The 15,336-nt window shown below is 63.4% G+C and carries 15 protein-coding genes; 4 read left to right on the top strand and 11 right to left on the bottom strand.

Annotation, left to right across the window (positions count from 1 at the left end):
• Window positions 1–30 precede the first annotated feature (30 nt).
• Together RUGAMON1_RS17950 and RUGAMON1_RS17955 are read left to right on the top strand one after the other, a co-directional pair.
• Window positions 31–441: an AraC family ligand binding domain-containing protein gene (locus RUGAMON1_RS17950; protein WP_445231787.1), complete on the top strand. Its 411-nt coding sequence runs from the start codon at window positions 31–33 to the stop codon at window positions 439–441.
• A complete protein-coding gene (locus RUGAMON1_RS17955) occupies window positions 393–647 on the top strand; it encodes a helix-turn-helix domain-containing protein (protein WP_445231788.1) in 255 nt (84 codons plus the stop codon). Before RUGAMON1_RS17950 ends, RUGAMON1_RS17955 begins: the two co-directional genes overlap by 49 nt.
• Here the strand turns inward: RUGAMON1_RS17955 and RUGAMON1_RS17960 are convergent.
• A complete protein-coding gene (locus tag RUGAMON1_RS17960; protein ID WP_445231789.1) occupies window positions 644–1,954 on the bottom strand; it encodes an amino acid deaminase in 1,311 nt (436 codons plus the stop codon). The two genes, RUGAMON1_RS17955 and RUGAMON1_RS17960, sit on opposite strands and share 4 nt — an antisense overlap.
• The gene (locus RUGAMON1_RS17965; protein ID WP_445231790.1) at window positions 1,951–3,147 is read right to left on the bottom strand and encodes a hypothetical protein; all 1,197 of its coding nucleotides are present in this window, start codon (window positions 3,145–3,147) and stop codon (window positions 1,951–1,953) included. The genes RUGAMON1_RS17960 and RUGAMON1_RS17965 overlap by 4 nt, the downstream gene beginning before the upstream one ends.
• Window positions 3,148–3,232: 85 nt before the next feature.
• Between RUGAMON1_RS17965 and RUGAMON1_RS17970 the strand changes: the two genes are divergently transcribed.
• The gene (locus tag RUGAMON1_RS17970; RefSeq protein ID WP_445231791.1) at window positions 3,233–4,510 is read left to right on the top strand and encodes an aminotransferase class V-fold PLP-dependent enzyme; all 1,278 of its coding nucleotides are present in this window, start codon (window positions 3,233–3,235) and stop codon (window positions 4,508–4,510) included.
• Window positions 4,511–4,540: 30 nt separating this feature from the next.
• On the opposite strand, the gene RUGAMON1_RS17975 is transcribed toward RUGAMON1_RS17970, so the two are convergent.
• The 9 genes from RUGAMON1_RS17975 to RUGAMON1_RS18015 form a co-directional block, all read right to left on the bottom strand.
• The gene (locus RUGAMON1_RS17975; RefSeq protein WP_445231792.1) at window positions 4,541–5,896 is read right to left on the bottom strand and encodes an amino acid permease; all 1,356 of its coding nucleotides are present in this window, start codon (window positions 5,894–5,896) and stop codon (window positions 4,541–4,543) included.
• A 72-nt stretch (window positions 5,897–5,968) separates the two neighbouring features.
• The gene (locus tag RUGAMON1_RS17980) at window positions 5,969–6,409 is read right to left on the bottom strand and encodes a RidA family protein (protein ID WP_445231793.1); all 441 of its coding nucleotides are present in this window, start codon (window positions 6,407–6,409) and stop codon (window positions 5,969–5,971) included.
• A 35-nt stretch (window positions 6,410–6,444) separates the two neighbouring features.
• A complete protein-coding gene (locus tag RUGAMON1_RS17985; protein WP_445231794.1) occupies window positions 6,445–7,671 on the bottom strand; it encodes an AAA family ATPase in 1,227 nt (408 codons plus the stop codon).
• A 5-nt stretch (window positions 7,672–7,676) separates the two neighbouring features.
• The gene (locus RUGAMON1_RS17990) at window positions 7,677–8,570 is read right to left on the bottom strand and encodes a tetratricopeptide repeat protein (RefSeq protein WP_445231795.1); all 894 of its coding nucleotides are present in this window, start codon (window positions 8,568–8,570) and stop codon (window positions 7,677–7,679) included.
• Window positions 8,567–9,052 carry a hypothetical protein gene (locus RUGAMON1_RS17995; protein ID WP_445231796.1) on the bottom strand — a complete coding sequence of 162 codons (486 nt, stop codon included), beginning with the start codon at window positions 9,050–9,052 and terminating at the stop codon, window positions 8,567–8,569. The genes RUGAMON1_RS17990 and RUGAMON1_RS17995 overlap by 4 nt, the downstream gene beginning before the upstream one ends.
• Before the next feature lie 30 nt (window positions 9,053–9,082).
• Entirely contained in the window at window positions 9,083–11,140 is a 2,058-nt protein-coding gene (locus RUGAMON1_RS18000; RefSeq protein WP_445231797.1) for a response regulator, read from the bottom strand.
• A gap of 63 nt (window positions 11,141–11,203) precedes the next feature.
• Window positions 11,204–11,536, bottom strand: coding sequence for a hypothetical protein (locus tag RUGAMON1_RS18005; protein WP_445231798.1), 333 nt, complete (start codon window positions 11,534–11,536; stop codon window positions 11,204–11,206).
• A gap of 47 nt (window positions 11,537–11,583) precedes the next feature.
• On the bottom strand, window positions 11,584–12,975 hold the full coding sequence (locus RUGAMON1_RS18010; RefSeq protein WP_445231799.1) for a YfcC family protein: 1,392 nt from the start codon (window positions 12,973–12,975) through the stop codon (window positions 11,584–11,586).
• A gap of 2 nt (window positions 12,976–12,977) precedes the next feature.
• A complete protein-coding gene (locus RUGAMON1_RS18015) occupies window positions 12,978–14,102 on the bottom strand; it encodes a succinylglutamate desuccinylase/aspartoacylase family protein (protein ID WP_445231800.1) in 1,125 nt (374 codons plus the stop codon).
• A gap of 202 nt (window positions 14,103–14,304) precedes the next feature.
• On the opposite strand from RUGAMON1_RS18015, the gene RUGAMON1_RS18020 reads away from it, so the two are divergent.
• A complete protein-coding gene (locus RUGAMON1_RS18020; RefSeq protein WP_445231801.1) occupies window positions 14,305–15,309 on the top strand; it encodes a MurR/RpiR family transcriptional regulator in 1,005 nt (334 codons plus the stop codon).
• Window positions 15,310–15,336: the final 27 nt, after the last annotated feature.

Genomic DNA, 15,336 nt, shown 5'->3' on the forward strand with positions numbered 1-15,336 from the left:
AGTTCGATGTCGAGATGATATATTGGCTACATGACACCGATTCGCCAAACCATATCGCCCAAGCGCCAAAATATTGAAGCGCAGTGGCGCGTGCTGGCAAAGCGCCATGAGCCGGGCTCGGTCCTGCCGGAGCATAAACATCAAACCGGTCAATTGGTCTTTGCGCTCTCCGGTGTGATGCTGGTGCGGACCGGCTCCATGCTCTGGTCGGTGCCACCGCAGCGTGCGTTGTGGGTTCCGGCCGGAGATCTGCACACGATCGAGATGCTGTCGCCGGTGGAGATGCGAACTGTCTATTTTCACCCTGGGCTGATTGCGGAATGCGAGGGCTTCCTCCGCCGGTCGGAAGTGCACGCCGTGGTGGCATCGTCGTTGCTCAAGGATATGCCGCCATGTCCGAGCGCTCCTTCAGTCGCCATTTCAATGCCGATGTCGGCCTGAGCTTCCGGGCCTGGCGACAACGCGCCCGCATCATTGCTTCACTCGACATGCTGGCGGCGAACTGTTCCATAAAATCCACGGCCCATGCCATGCAGTTCGCCACGTCGGCGGCCTACATTGCAGCCTTTCGAAAGCTGATAGGGTGCGCACCGAATGTATTCCGCGACGAAGACCAGCGTGACGTGTCGGCCGGGCTGCGGAATTAGAAGAAGGTGTTGACGGCGCGGCGCACGTTGTAGTCGTCGTCCACGGCCAGCAGCAGCGGCCATTTGTCGAACGTGGTGCAGGGGTGCGAGATGCCGCAGCCTATCAGGTCGCCGACCGCCAGTTCGCCGCCGATCGCATGCTCCGCCGGCAGCCGCAGGTAGGCGTGCTGGTCGTTCATCTTCTCGATGCGGCATCCTTCCGGCAGCGCTGTTGGCGCGTTGGCGCCGGGGCGGTGCGACACCAGCGCGCGCGGCAGCTCCATGTCGTAGGAGGCGTCGCGCTTGCCCATGCCGAGGATCGCCAGCGTCGGTTCGGGCCGCGACAGCACCATGCTCCAGACCTCCAGCGCCGGCCGCAGACCCTGTCCAGGAGCCAGGCCTTCGCGCGCGTTCAGCTGCTCGATCAGGCCGTGATAGAAGCCATGGTCATTGGTCAGGTAGCAGCCGCTGCGCAGCACCGGCAGCACCGGACGGGACAAATTCTTCACCTGCGCGAAACCGCTGGCGACAAAATCGAAATAGGCCGAGCCGCCCGCCGACAGCAGGATCTCGGCGCGCTTGAACAGCTGCTCGGCGTCCGCCTGGCGCAGCAGGTCGGACAGCTGGGTGACGAAGTGGCGAACCGCCTCGTGGTCCTTGTCGCGGTCCGGGCCGACCAGCAGGCCTTCGTAGCCTTCGATGCCGGCCAGTTCCAGTCCCGGCGCGGCGGCCACTTCGCGCGCCAACGCCAGGGCTTCGTCCATGCTGCGGCAGCCGGCGCGCTTGCCGGCCAGGCCCAGCTCCACCAGCAGCGGCAGGCGCCGCGCCATGCCTTGCTGGTGCGCCGCCTTCGACAGCCGCGCCACGCCGGCGCTGGAATCGACCAGTGCGTAGAACTCGAACGAAGGATCGTTGTGCATCAGCGCCAGTACGGCCTTGATGTCGGCGGGCGCCACCAGCTGGTTCGCCAGCAGCACGCGGCGCACGCCGTAGCGGTAGGCGATCTGCACCTGCGCCGCCGTCGCCAGCGTCATGCCCCAGGCGCCGTTGGCCAGTTGGGCGTCGAACAACTGGGGACTCATGGTGGTCTTGCCGTGCGGCGCCAGCTGCACGCCGTATTGCTCGCAGAAGCCGCGCATCCATTGCAGATTGTGCTCCAGCGCGGACGTCTTCAGCAGCGCGACCGGGAAGCTGGTGTCGGCGCGCAGCACGTTCCATTGCCGGGAGCCGATGTCGCCCTGGCGCAGCGGCCGCGTGATCGGCAGGCCTTTGACGCCGGGGTGGAGCAGTTGATCTTCCAGTTTCATCATTGCGGCGGTGCGGTTCAAGTATGGCTCCTGCGATCGAAAGCGTGCAACGTCGCGCCCAGCGCCTGAAGGCGGTCGCGGCGCAGCATGCCGTAGTTATAGAATCCGAAATGACGGATGCCCAGTTCCCACAAGCCTTGCAGCGCTTGCGGCAGTTGCGCGCCGTCGGCCAAGTCCGGCGGACCGGGACGCAGGATGGCGCGGATGCGGTCCGGTGCGCCGATGCGGCGGATGCAGTCCCACGCGTCGCTGCCGACAGCTGCGGCATCGGCCTCGTAGAACGGTATCTCCAGCCAGTCCGCCACGCCGGACAGCGCGCGCAGGTCTGTGCCTTCCAACCAGCTCTGGGCGGTAGGGCGCTGCACCGTCGCCACCACGGACAACTGCACCTGCGGCGCCATGGCGGCGCGGATGGCGCCGACCAGTTGCGTAACGCGCCGCTGGCGCAAACGGTTCAAGGCGGCCAGGTCGTCGTTCTCCAGCAGGTCCGCGGCCAGCCACGCCGCGGCCTGGGTCGGCGTGGCATCGACCGGAGCCTCCAGATAGCTGTCGATGTCGCGGCGGATGCGCTGGCGCAGGCCGTCCATGTCGATGTCGGCGGCCTTGCCGGCGGCCATGCAGGCGTCGCAGAAGCACAGGCCGAGCATGGAGTCGAGCCAGAGGTTACTGCGGACCTGGGCGAATTCGTGATGGTAGCCGTGGGCATAGGGCAGCCAACCCGGCGTTTCGATCACCACGCTGGCGACGCCGCGCGCGGCCACGTCGGCGCTCAGCGCGACGGCATAGTCGAACACCGGTTGCTGCATCGGGCATAGGCTGTACAGGTAGCCGTCGCCGTAAGCGTTGCGTGCGGTGTACTGTGGGTGTGCGGCGCCAAGGCGGCTGTTGTGCAGCAGTACAGTCCAGGCGTGTACGGCGACGCCGCCGTTGGCGATCAGTTGCGGCAGGACAGCGCGCAGCGCCGGGTCGGAATGGGCTTGCGGTGTGAGTTCGCCGTAGCGCGCAAGGTCCGGCTCGAAATAGACCACGCCGTCCTCGGGGAAGATGACGCGCGGCCCGCTGGCCGCGTGCGGACGCAGGAATTTCCCGGCATGGTAGCTGACGGCGAGCGTCGCGCCGTTCATGCCCAGGCCGCGCGCCTGGTCCACAAAACGGTCCACATCCGCGACATCCCACGGATAGCAATACAGCGAGGTATGGTTGGGTGAATTCATGCGTGCGATTCTATCCTAAGCTTCGCTGGCCGGTGCTATATTGGGCGCACCAGATTAGACGCACCAATCGCCGACAGGAGTATGCATGCTCACACGCCGCAGTTTCTTTCATGTTGCAGCCGGGGTTGCCGGCGGATCGCTCATCTCTCCGCCTGCGATGGCGGAGTTGCCGCCCATCGCCGAGGCGTTGCCTCAGAACGAAGCCTACTGGGCCAAGGTCTCCGCGCAGTACGATCCGGCGCCGGACTTCATCAATCTGGAGCAGGGCTACTTCGGCATGATGGCGCGCCCGGTGGCGGAAGACTACAAGCGCAATATCGACTACCTGAACGCGCACAGCTCGCGCTTCCTGCGCCAGCAATTCGACGGCGCGGGCATCGATGCAATAAGGGCGCAGATCGCGGCGGCCGTCGGCGCCGATGTGTCGGAGATCGCCATCACGCGCGGCGCCACGGAATCGCTGCAAAACCTGATCGTCAACTACAAGCAGGTCAAGGCCGGCGACACGATCATGTATGCCGACCTGGATTACGACGCGACCCAATACGCGATGAACGAGCTGGCCTTGCGGCGCGGCGCCGATGTGGCCGTGGTGCGCATCCCCGAGCCGCCCAGCCGGCAAGCCATCCTGGATGCCTACGCGCAGGCGATGCAGCGCCATCCGCGCACGCGCTTGCTGCTGCTGACCCACATCAGCCATCGCACCGGCCTGACCTTGCCGGTGGCGGAACTGGTGCAGATGGCGCGCCAGCGCGGCATCGACGTCATCGCCGACGCCGCCCAGTCGTGGGGGCAGACCGACTTCATGGTGGCCGACCTGAAGGCGGACTTCATCGGCTTCAACCTGCACAAGTGGCTGGGGGCGCCGCTGGGCGTGGGCTTTATGTACATCCGCAAGACGCGGCTGGCGGATATCGGCGTGCACATGTCGGACCAGGATTATGCGGCCACCGACATCCGCTCGCGTGTCCATTCGGGGACCGTCAACACGGCCAACATCATGACGGTGCCGGCGGCGTTCCGCTTCCATGAGCAGATCGGCGTGGCCAACAAGTCCGCCCGGCTCAAATACCTGCGCAACTACTGGGTGGAGCGTGTGCGGAACGTCAAGGGCTTGCAGATACTGACGCCCGACGATCCCGCCATGTACGGCGCCAGCACCTCGTTCCGCTTCGCCGGCAAGACCAGCAAGGAAGACAACCAGCGCCTGGCCAAACGGCTGATGGACGAACATGGAATCTTCACGGTGTCGCGCAACGGTCCGCTGGGCGGCAGCTGCGTGCGCGTGACGCCGGCGCTGTTCACCCAACCGCGCCAGCTCGACCGGCTGGTGCAAGCCATTGCAACGCTCGCGCAGGCGTAGTCCTGGGTGAGCGTTGCAGCGCCGGTCGCCTCAGGCGGTGACGGCGTTTTTCTGGCGTACCAGATAGCCCGCGCCCAACGCCGCCAGCCACACCGGAATCAGGTAGACCGACAACTGCAGGTCCGGCGTCATGTACATCACCACCAGGATACCCGCCAGGAAGGCCAGGCACAGATAGTTGGTCAGCGGGTAGCCCAGGCTGCGGAACGCCGTGGTCTTGCCCTCGGCCTGTTTCTGCGCGCGGAAGCGCAGGTGGATCCAGCTGATCATGGCCCAGTTGATGATCAGCGCCGAGACGACAAGGCCCATCAGGAAACCGAAGGCTTTGCCGGGCATGAAGTAGTTGACGACCACGCAGACGCCGGTCGCCAGCGCCGAGACGCCCAGCGCGGCCAGCGGCACGCCGCGCTGGTTCACCTTCAGCAGCAGCTGCGGCGCGTTGCCTTGCTTGGCCAGGCCGTACAGCATGCGGGTGTTGGAGTAGACGCCGCTGTTATACACCGACAGCGCGGCCGTCAGCACCACGGCATTGAGCGCATGCGCCACCAGGTTGCTGTTCAGCGCGTGGAAGATCAGCACGAAGGGGCTGCCGCCGGTGACCACTTTCTGCCATGGGTACAGCGACAGCAGGATGCCCAGCGCGCCGATGTAGAAAATCAGGATGCGGTAGATGGCCTGGTTGGTGGCCTTGGGAATGGTGCGCGACGGATCGTCCGCCTCGGCGGCGGTGATGCCGATCAGTTCCAGGCCGCCGAAGGAGAACATGATGACGGCCATCGCCATCACCAATCCGCCCAGGCCATTGGGGAAGAAGCCGCCGTGCTGCCACAGGTTGGCCACCGTGGCTTCCGGACCGGCGTCGCCGGAGATCAGCAGCCAGGCGCCGAACACGATCATGCCGACAATGGCAACCACCTTGATGATGGCGAACCAGAATTCCATCTCGCCGAAGGCTTTGACGTTGGACAGGCTGATAGCGTTGATAATGACGAAGAAGGCCAGCGCGGACATCCAGGTCGGTATCGCCGGCCACCAGTACTGCACGTAGATGCCGACCGCCGACAGCTCGGCCATGCTGACCAACACGTACAAGACCCAGTAGTTCCAGCCCGACATGAAGCCGGCCAGGTGGCCGCAGTATTTGTCGGCGAAGTAGCTGAACGAGCCGGCCACCGGTTCGTCCACCACCATTTCGCCCAGCTGGCGCATGATGAAGAAGGCGATCAGCCCGGCCACGCCGTAGCCCAGCAGCACGGAAGGCCCGGCCATCTGAATGGTCTGCGCGATGCCGAGGAACAGGCCGGTGCCGATGGCGCCACCTAGCGCAATCAGCTGGATGTGCCGGCTCTTCAGGCCACGTTTGAGTTCATTCTTCCCATCTGCCATCGGATCCCCTGAGTGGTAAGCAAAGACGCCGATTCTAAAGCAAAAGCGGCGCGGTGGAACGGAAAATCGCGCTCACCGGCGCGGCGAGTAAGCCATGCATTCCACCTCCACTTCGCCGCCCAGCGCCAGGGCGCTGGCGCCGAACGCGCTGCGCGCCGGCAGGCGTTCGGGCTTGAAGTAGGTGACGTAGACCTTGTTGAAATCGTCCCACCTGGCCATGTCGGCGATCATGATGGTGCACTTGACGACGTCGTTCATGCCGAGGTTGTAGCCTTTGAGGATGGTGACGATATTGTCCATGGCCTGGCGAGCCTGCGCGTCGAAGCCCTTGACCAGGCCATTGGGACCGGTGCCCAGCTGACCGGAGACGAAGACATAGTCCCCGGCGCGCACCGCCAGCGAGAACGGCCGCCCCGGCTCGTTGCCCTTGTTGTAGAAGTCGGTGGCGGAGGCGGCGCCGGATACGGTGAAGGCCAGTGTCAGGGCCAGATTTTTCAGGCGTGTACATGTCATGACGAACTCCATATGGCCCGCATTGGCGGCTCAGGCTAAAGAAACTTGGTCTTCTTCAGGTATTTTTCCACATCGCGATAGCTGTCGTCGCCGCCGGAATAGCGTACCAGGTTGCGGGCGGTCTTCAACCACTCGACCGTCGATGGCTGCATCAGGTCGAGCGCATACGCCATGTCGGCTGGGCCGATAGGCCGTTCCGGATTGCCGGCCAGGATATCGTGCAGCGTGCTTTCCTTGGCGAGATCGATCAGCCCATCGATGTCGGCGCCCGAATAGTGCGGGGTCGCCGTCACCAGGGCCGCCACGTCGATGCCTTCGACCGGAATGTCGCGCAGCTTGAGGTCGATGATGTGCTTGCGCGCTTCCTCGTCCGGTGGCGGCACGAACAGCTGACGGGCAAAACGGCCGGTGCGTTTCATCGCCTGGTCGACATCCCACGGCATATTGGTGGCGGCCAGGAACAGTACATCGCGGTTGTCACGTTCGAAGCCGTCGAGCTGAGACAGGAACTCGTTGACGATGGTGCGGCTATGCTCACTCTGCGCCTTGGAGCGCGAAAAGGCCAGGGCATCGAGTTCGTCGAAAAACAGTACGCAAGGTTTCTGGGCGCGGGCCTTTTCGAACAGCTGCGCCAGATTGCGTTCGCTTTCGCCCATCCACATGTTGAGCACTTCGCTGATGCCGACCGAAACGAACGACGCGTTGCATTCGCTGGCGATGGCGCGGGCGATCATGGTCTTGCCGCAGCCGGGTGGGCCGTACAGCAGGATGCCGCCGCCGCCGCTCTTCTTAAATTTGGCAAACAGGCCGGGACGCAGGAACGGCTCGATAATGTGCAGGCGCAGCGTCTTCTTCAGGTCTTCCATGCCGCCGACGTCGGCAAACCGCACCTGCAGCGGGGATTGCGGGCGCAGCGCGGCGACGTTCTGCGCCGGCCGCACCAGCGACAGCGCCGGGGCAGACGCCGGTTGCGCGCGTTGCGCCAGCTGCTCCAGCGCTTCGATCGGTTCAAAGCCGGTGTGCTGGCGCGCCGCCACATAGGCGCTCAGGGCCTCGTTCTCGCGCTTGAGCGCCAGCAGCGCTTGCGCTTTGCCGCTCAGGGTGTCTGCGTCCATGCGCTGGCGCTCCGCCAGCTCGAACTGGGTCAGTGCCGCTTGCGCGTCTTCCTCGTTCAGCAGCAGATGGGCGTAGGCGAGACGGTGACCGAGGTTGAAAGGATCGGTGACGAGGGCGGATTCAAGTTCTTCGCGTTTCAGTGCCATGCTGTTTAAATTCCTGCGCGGCGTTTCAGCCAGCGCGTTAAAAGGGGAGGATAGACCCAGGAGTAGGCGCAATATCCGAGAATGGTCCAGGTGGCGATGCCCGCAATCGTCGGCGCGTCCTTGCGGATCAGGTTCATCGCCAGCAAAGTGATGAAGTAAAACGCCGCCGACGCACCCCAGCCCCAGCGATTCAATGGCCACAGGGGCAGCATGCTCCAGTGGCTGAGGGCATCTAGCTTTACCACCAGCTCCAGGATCTCCTGGGAGTGCGGGTAAAGCTGCAATAGCTCGACGGCGATGCGCTTGGCTGCGCGGTAGCGCCCCCGGCTCACCAGATAGCTGACCAGCATGCGCGCCGTGGTCTGGCTATCGGGATGGCCGCGCATCAGATTGGCCAGGCTGGCCGCTTCGGCGCCGCGGCGGCCGTCGATGATGTCGCCGATCAGGCAGGCGGTCAGCGCCAGTTCGTCTTCCGGTTCCAGGCGCAGCGCCTCGCGCGCCAGCTCCTTGGCCTTGTCGATGTGCAGCGTGCGATACATCAGCATCGCGTAGCGGGCATATTGGAATGCGTCCTCCGGATATTCCCGGAGCAGTTCAATGATGATGAGTTCGGCCTGTTCCAGCTCTTCGCTGTCTTCGTGCACGTTGATCATCAGCGAACGGGCCGCGTAGTGCAGCGGGTCCTGGGCCAGGATCGTATGCAGCGTCTGCCGCGCTGACTCCTTGTCGTCGGTCAGGTAGTCAATGTGGGCCGAGACGAACAGCAGTTGACTGTCCTGAGGATATTGTTGAAGCGCTTCCGACAGCAGGGCGCGCGCCTGTTGATAGCGCCGGCGCTCTGTCAGCCCGTTCAGTTGAGCGACGTAATCGCGCGGCGACAGCAAGGTCAGGTCGCTCATGGCTGAACCTGGAACAGAATGGCGGCAAGACCCATCGTGGCGCCGTAACCGAGCGCCATGCAGACGATGGCCGGTATCCACGGCGAGGGCGCTGTGCTGTTGAACAGCGAGGCCGATCGATGCTGTTTCTTGTGCAGCAGGTAAAACACCCCGCACAGTCCCAGCGCGAGGGCGCGCGACAGGAATTTGCCGGCGTCGCTCCCCAGCTCCTGGCGTAACCATGCGAAATAGCTGACGTCGTCGCGAGCGCCATAGATCAGCAGCATGAGCAGCACGATGGCGACCAGGTAGGCTGGAATATCCAGCGTACGGCGCAGCCGCCACGAATTAAGCGTCGAGTACAGTATGAGTGCGGCTGGACCACCGAGAAACGCGACGAAAAAGCTCGATCGAATCGAATACAGCGAGACCGGCGGCCCTGAAGCGGACAACGAAGGAGTAAGCAGGTGTTCGCGCATGAAAGTGATGTAAAAAGCAATCACTCATATTACCAAAGTTTCCAACACAGCGGCTCAATCCTCAGTGGAACAGGCGGTGTTCTGCACGACTTGCTGCGTCACTTGTTGCAACAAGTCTTTCAGTTGCGTCACGATGGAGAGGGCGGCCGTCACCTCGCTGGCCGCCTCAGTCTGTGGCAGTTGCTCCAGATCCTCGCTCAGATCGGCCATGCGGAAAGCGCCGACGCTGCGTGCGGCCGACTTGAACCGGTGACCCAGTTCGCGCACCCTCTGCACATCGCCACGCGCCAGCGCGGCCTCTATCTCGCGGATACCCTCCTGCGAACTGAGCAGGAATTTAAAGGCGAATTTGCGCACCTTGCCCAGGTCGTCGCCGAGCAGCTCGGCCAGCACCGATAAATCGATCACGGCCGAGTCGCCACCGAATCGGGACTCGAAGGCCGGCTGCGGCCGCCGCGGCTCTGCCGACGGCACACGCGCAGGCAGCCAATTGGCGACGGTCTGGTACATCAGGGCCGGCTGGACGGGCTTCGAAATGAAATCGTTCATGCCGGCATCGATGCAGCGCATCCGTGCTTCGGTGGTGGCGGTGGCCGTCATCGCCAATACCGGGATATGGCTCAGTTGCGGGTCGGTGCGGATGTGGCGGGTCGCTTCCAGTCCGTCCATGAGCGGCATTTGCAAGTCCATCAAAACGCAGTCGAAATCGGATGTGCGCAGCAGTTCCAGCGCGTCGGCGCCGTTGCTGGCGAGGCTGACCGTGACGCCGGCTTCTTCCAGCATTTCCTGCGCAATTTGCTGGTTGAAGATATTGTCCTCGACCAGCAGTATGCGGGCCGCCTTCAATGCCATCATCATGGCCGACGTGCAGGCGCTGGCCAGCAGCTCGCCGGCGGCGTCGCCGATCTGGTTGATCAGCGCAGGCACGGTCTGGTACGACACGCCAAGCTGGGCCGTGAACCAAAACGTGCTGCCAACCCCCGGCTGGCTGAGGACGCCGACATCGCCGCCCATCAACTGGGCCAGCTCCTTGCAGATCGCCAGGCCGAGGCCGGTGCCGCCGTATTCCCGCGTGGTCGACGTGTCGGCCTGCTGGAAGGAGATAAACAATTTGTCCATTTCCGCTTTGGACAGGCCGATGCCCTGGTCGCTCACTTCGAAGCGCACCAGGCAATCGTTGGCGTCGCCGACCATCTTGCGCACGCGGATCTCTATCCTGCCTTGCTCGCTGAACTTGATGGCGTTGTTGGCGTAGTTAATCAGCACCTGTCCCAGCCGCAGCGGATCGCCCACCAGCATCGGCGGCAACGTGGGGTCCAGGTCGAACACCAGTTCCAGGTTGCGGGTAGCCGCCTTTGGCGCCACCACCGTGGTCAGCGTTTGCACCACCTGGTCCAATGAGAAGTCGATGTGCTGGATATCCAGCTTGCCGGCCTCGATCTTGGAAATATCGAGGATGTCGTCGATGATGCCCAGCAGGTGCTCGCCGGCGAAGCGGATTTTTTCCAGGTAGTCGCGCTGGCGCGGGTCCAGCTCGGTCTTCAAGGCCAGATGGGCCATGCCGATCACGCAGTTCAGCGGCGTGCGGATTTCGTGGCTCATATTGGACAGGAACTGCCCCTTGGCTACGCTCGCCGCCTCGGCCAGTTGCTTGGCCTGCTGCAGCTCCTTGTTTTTGGCCTCGAGCTGTTCCTCGTAGTGCTTTTCAGAGGTCACATCGTGATAGATAGTGACGAAACCACTGATCGCACCGTCGATGCCATAGATGGGGCGGCCTATGATATTCAGCACAACGCCATCCACCCTGGTGCGAGTGAAATTGTGAGGCTGGAACTTCAGACAGAGTTCCACCCGGGTGGCCACCAGTGCGTCGATATCGCCCGGCCCATAGTCGCCGCGCATCGCGATGAAACGGAACACTTCGGCCATGGTGACACCGGGATGCATCACCTCAACCGGAAACCCCTGCAATTGACAAAAGGCGGGGTTCCAGAACCTGATGGTCAAGTCGCAGTCAACAATGGTGACGCCAACCGGCATGTATTCCAGCGCAGCCGCCAGCCTGGGGAAATTCAACCTGATGAACTCTTCACTTTGAATCGTCGATTCCATAGGTCGATCATCCATGAGCGGGATCAGAAGAAAACTTTAACCCATCTCACAAAGGTTGTCAGGTCAAATCTTAGGCTTGCTGTGCTGATCACCGGTGGCGCTCTCGATTGCCATGGCGTGCCTGGCCTCCTGCCTGTTCCTGGCGCGGCGCTTTTCCGCTTCTTCGATCTGGACGATCTGCCGTTCCAGCAATTGGATGGTGCGCTGCAGGTCTTCGATTTCCTTCGCCAGTGTCAGGCGCGTCGCCGGATCGGTGGTATTCATCAGCTGTTTCTGGAGCAGGGCCACTTTCTTGCGCAACGTCTTGATGCTCTTGAGGATCGTGCTGATCTGGTCCTGCGCGCTGGCGCTTAATTCCGCCCGGTGTGCGCTGCCCGATGAAATGCTCGATACCATGATCTCTTTCCGTGTTGGTTTTTTACCATGGTAGTCCAATTCGGCGCCTACTGCCAGCCATTCAGGCAGGGGGGGATTAGCAACAGCAACGCCAGCGCCGCGTAAGCGAGTTGCAAGGGTATCATCCACCTGGCCCAGGTAAGCCACGGAATCCGGGCCAGCGCCAGCACGCCGACCGTGATGCCCGATGTCGGTATCATCGGCGTGGTGAACTCGCCGAACTGGTAGGCCAGCACCGCGGTCTGGCGCGAGATGCCCACCAGGTCGGCCAGCGGCGCCATGATGGGCATGGTCAGCGCGGCTTGGCCGCTGCCGGAGTGGATGAAGAAATTAATCACGCTTTGCATGACAAACATCTTCTGCGCGGCGAACACCGGGCTGCTGGACGACACCAGCGGCATCAGCGCGTGCAGCATGGTGTCGATGATATGGGCGTCCCGCGCCAGCACCATGGCGCCGCGCGCCAGCGCGATCACCAGCGCCGTGCCCACCAGGTCGCGGGCGCCGTGGATGAAGGCCTCGGTCAACTGGTCTGAAGTCAGGCGCCCCGCCAGTCCGACGACGATGGCCATCGCCAGGAACAGCGCCGCGATCTCTTCGATGAACCAGCCGTAGCGCACCACGCCCAGCACCATCGCCGCCAGCGTGGCGGCGAAGATCCACAACACTGCCTTGTGGGTGCCCGACATGTCCGGCACTTGCTCCGTCGCGGTCTGCGGTGTCGGTTCAACGCGTTTTTGCAGATCGAGACGGTAGGTCGGGCTGCTCGCCGGCGTTGCCTTGATCCTGGCCGCGTACCACATCAGGAAGCCGATCGTGACGGCGGTGGCGACGGCCCATACCAGCAGGCGATAGGCCATCCCGGAGAACAGCGGCACGCCGGCGATGCCCTGCGCAATGCCGACATTGAAGGGATTGAGAAAGGCCGCCGCAAAGCCGACCTGCGAACCGAGGAACGGGATGGCGACGCCGACGATCGAATCGTAGCCCAGCGCAAGCGCCAACGGCACGAAGATCAGGATGAAAGGGATCGCCTCCTCGTTCATGCCGAAGGTCGCGCCGCCCAGCGAAAATAGCGTCACGAACATGGGTATCAGCATCGCCCTGACCAGCGGTGAATCGGCATGTGCCCGGGCGATGGTGCCGATCAGCGCGTCGATCGCCGCGGTCTTCTGGAGCACGGCGAAGGCGCCGCCGACGATCAGGACGAAGCCGATGATCAGCGCCGCCTCGGTGAAACCCTTGATCGGCGCCATCAGCAACTGCACCGGGCCTTGGGGATGGCCGGCCACCACATGGAAACTGGATGGGTCGACCAGCTGCCTGCCGTCGACGGCGTGGGTGTTGTACTGGCCCCCGGGCACCAGCCAGGTGGCGGCGGCGATCAGCATCAGGATCGCGAACAGCAGCACAAAGGTGTGCGGTAGTTTGAGTTTCATGGTCACAGGCTCAGTAAAGATCCGACGCGGAACGCCGTGTGGCCGGCGACTTTGCCGACATTCATGCCGCGCAGGACGTGGCGGTGCGCGCTGCGGCCGAAAAATATACCGGCGACCTTGCAGCGCAATTCGGTGGTTTCGCCGGTGACCGGATCGATCAGTTCCGCCAGCACGGCGCCCGCTTCGACGCGCGCGCCCAGCGGCTGGCGGTAGACCAGGACGCCCGCATGCGGCGCCAGCAAGGGCTCCACTGCTTCCAGCGGCGACGGCGCGCACAGCGCCTGCGGCAGCGGCGCCGCCGTCAGGTCCGGGCAGTCGATGATGCCGTTCAGGGCCAGGAAGCGCAGCAAGGCCTCCGCGTCGCCTTGCGCCAGCTGGTGGCAAACGTCCATCTCGCCGCGCAGCTCGATGGTCGCTGCCAGGCAGGCGGGCGGGATCGGATAGCGTTCGCCGAAGTGCGCCGCCAGATCCCACCACAGCCGGCTGCATGCCTCGTCGAACGGCTCGCCGCCGGCGGCCATGGCCAGTAGCGTGGCCTGGGAGCCGATCAGCGCGGCCAGCGGAGCGATGGCGGCGGCCAGCGGCGTGCCCGCGTAGACGTGCATGACAGCCTCGTTGTCGCAATGCAGATCGAGCACGATGTCGGCCTCAATTGCCAATTGCAGCAAGGTTTTCTTCAGGCTCTCGCTGTCGGTGGCGGGGAGCCAGGCGGCGAGGGCGGCAGCGGCGTGCCGGCGAATGACGCGGATATTCGCCTCCGCGTCCTGGCCCAGCTGTCCCTCCAGCGAGAGCTTCAATTCTTCCGCCACGTGCCGATAGGCGCGGTTGAAGTTGGCGCCGGTCGCCAGGTCGAAGCGCCCGAACGGCATGCCATGGATGGCTTGCGACAAGCCGATCGGGTTGGCGGCGGGGACCAGCACCACCTCGCCGCGCAGTTTGCCGGCGCTCTCCAGGGCTTTCAGTCGGTTCCGCAGGTGTTGCGCCACCAGCATTCCCGGCACTTCGTCCGCGTGCAGCGAGGCCTGGATGTAAGCCCGCTTACATCCGGCGGGACCGAAGTGGAAGCTGTGAAGCTCGAAGGCGGCACTGCTGTGCTGCGCCGATATGGCGTGTGTTTGCGTTCTCATGGCGATGGTATGCCCGGCGTGGGCAGGTTGTTGGATTGCGGTCGATTATGTATCGTAATTTTCACAAAGTAAATAAATGTAAGCCAGTTTTCAGAAAATGGTTGAGTTTTGTTTTTCCCGTTGCTACAGTTGCCTGAAAATAGGATTCCAAATTTTTCGAAAATGTAAGTATGCTTACGGTCTTTCGGAAAAGGAGAGCTGTATGACTAACAGTAAATCAGCAAACAAAACCGTGATGGCAGCGCGCAGTTCGTCGGCGGATGTCGCTTTCGCCCAGTCGTCGATTGGCCACACGCTGTCCGGGGTGTTGGCCGAAGGCTCGACCTCGAACCGCAGCATCGCCGACTTCGTGCTGCGCAATCCGATGCGGGTGACTGCGTTGAAGATCGACGAGATGGCGGAGGGATGCCAGGTGTCGACGGCCACCATCAGCCGTTTTGCGCGCGATATCGGTTTCGCCAACTACGCCGCGATGCGCAGCGCCGTGGCCGAGACGCTGCATTCGGAGATGCAGCCGGTCGACAAGCTGCGTCACACGATAGAGAACCGCGAAGGCTCGGTATGGCCGGGGGATCAGAGCATGGAGTACGCGCTGGCCAACATCACCGCCACGCGCAATGCGCAGTCGCAGTCGGAGATGGTGCAGGCGGTGCAAAAGCTCAGCCGGGCGCGCACCGTGTATGTGCTGGGTTTCGGCCTGTCGTCTTACCTGGCCGGCCTGCTGTCGCTGCATCTGCAGCCGTTTTGCGCGCATGTGGTGGAAGCTGCGGGACAGGGCGGCACCGAGGTGGCCGCCGGCCACCTGGCCAACATCGGCGCCAACGATGTGCTGGTGGTGATCTCCTTCCCGCGCTATGCGCTGGACGTGATCCGCCTGGCGCAGTATGCACGCGATCACAAAGCCTGCGTGATCGCGATTACCGATGCGCCGGCGTCGCCGCTGGTGGAAGTTTCGGAACATGTGTTGTACGCCAACAGCGGCCATGCCGTGCTGCCGAGCAGCTCGACGGCGGCGGTTGCGGTGATCGAGGCGCTGGCGGTATCGCTGATGGTTTCGAACAAGGACAACGTAGAAAAAGCCGCGCGCTTGACGGAGGCGATATCCGCCTACCTGTACGGCCCCGCAGGCAGCAAGAACACCAGGAACGCCGGCCGCGCCGGTACTACAAAGGTGAAGAAGCGCACCGCGAAAAGCGGAGCCACATAACCGCATCAAAACTTCAACAGGGAGTTG

Origin of the sequence: Duganella rhizosphaerae (assembly GCF_040364205.1) — a bacterium.
In the GTDB taxonomy this organism is placed as follows: domain Bacteria; phylum Pseudomonadota; class Gammaproteobacteria; order Burkholderiales; family Burkholderiaceae_D; genus Rugamonas; species Rugamonas rhizosphaerae.

Excerpts from the sequence above, each read along its gene's own strand:
- RUGAMON1_RS17950 (WP_445231787.1), top strand. The coding sequence starts at position 31 with ATGACACCGATTCGCCAAACCATATCGCCCAAGCGCCAAAATATTGAA.
- RUGAMON1_RS17955 (WP_445231788.1), top strand. The coding sequence starts at position 393 with ATGTCCGAGCGCTCCTTCAGTCGCCATTTCAATGCCGATGTCGGCCTG.
- RUGAMON1_RS17965 (WP_445231790.1), bottom strand. The coding sequence starts at position 3,147 with ATGAATTCACCCAACCATACCTCGCTGTATTGCTATCCGTGGGATGTC.
- RUGAMON1_RS17970 (WP_445231791.1), top strand. The coding sequence starts at position 3,233 with ATGCTCACACGCCGCAGTTTCTTTCATGTTGCAGCCGGGGTTGCCGGC.
- RUGAMON1_RS17975 (WP_445231792.1), bottom strand. The coding sequence starts at position 5,896 with ATGGCAGATGGGAAGAATGAACTCAAACGTGGCCTGAAGAGCCGGCAC.
- RUGAMON1_RS17980 (WP_445231793.1), bottom strand. The coding sequence starts at position 6,409 with ATGACATGTACACGCCTGAAAAATCTGGCCCTGACACTGGCCTTCACC.
- RUGAMON1_RS17985 (WP_445231794.1), bottom strand. The coding sequence starts at position 7,671 with ATGGCACTGAAACGCGAAGAACTTGAATCCGCCCTCGTCACCGATCCT.
- RUGAMON1_RS17990 (WP_445231795.1), bottom strand. The coding sequence starts at position 8,570 with ATGAGCGACCTGACCTTGCTGTCGCCGCGCGATTACGTCGCTCAACTG.
- RUGAMON1_RS18000 (WP_445231797.1), bottom strand. The coding sequence starts at position 11,140 with ATGGAATCGACGATTCAAAGTGAAGAGTTCATCAGGTTGAATTTCCCC.
- RUGAMON1_RS18005 (WP_445231798.1), bottom strand. The coding sequence starts at position 11,536 with ATGGTATCGAGCATTTCATCGGGCAGCGCACACCGGGCGGAATTAAGC.
- RUGAMON1_RS18010 (WP_445231799.1), bottom strand. The coding sequence starts at position 12,975 with ATGAAACTCAAACTACCGCACACCTTTGTGCTGCTGTTCGCGATCCTG.
- RUGAMON1_RS18015 (WP_445231800.1), bottom strand. The coding sequence starts at position 14,102 with ATGAGAACGCAAACACACGCCATATCGGCGCAGCACAGCAGTGCCGCC.
- RUGAMON1_RS18020 (WP_445231801.1), top strand. The coding sequence starts at position 14,305 with ATGACTAACAGTAAATCAGCAAACAAAACCGTGATGGCAGCGCGCAGT.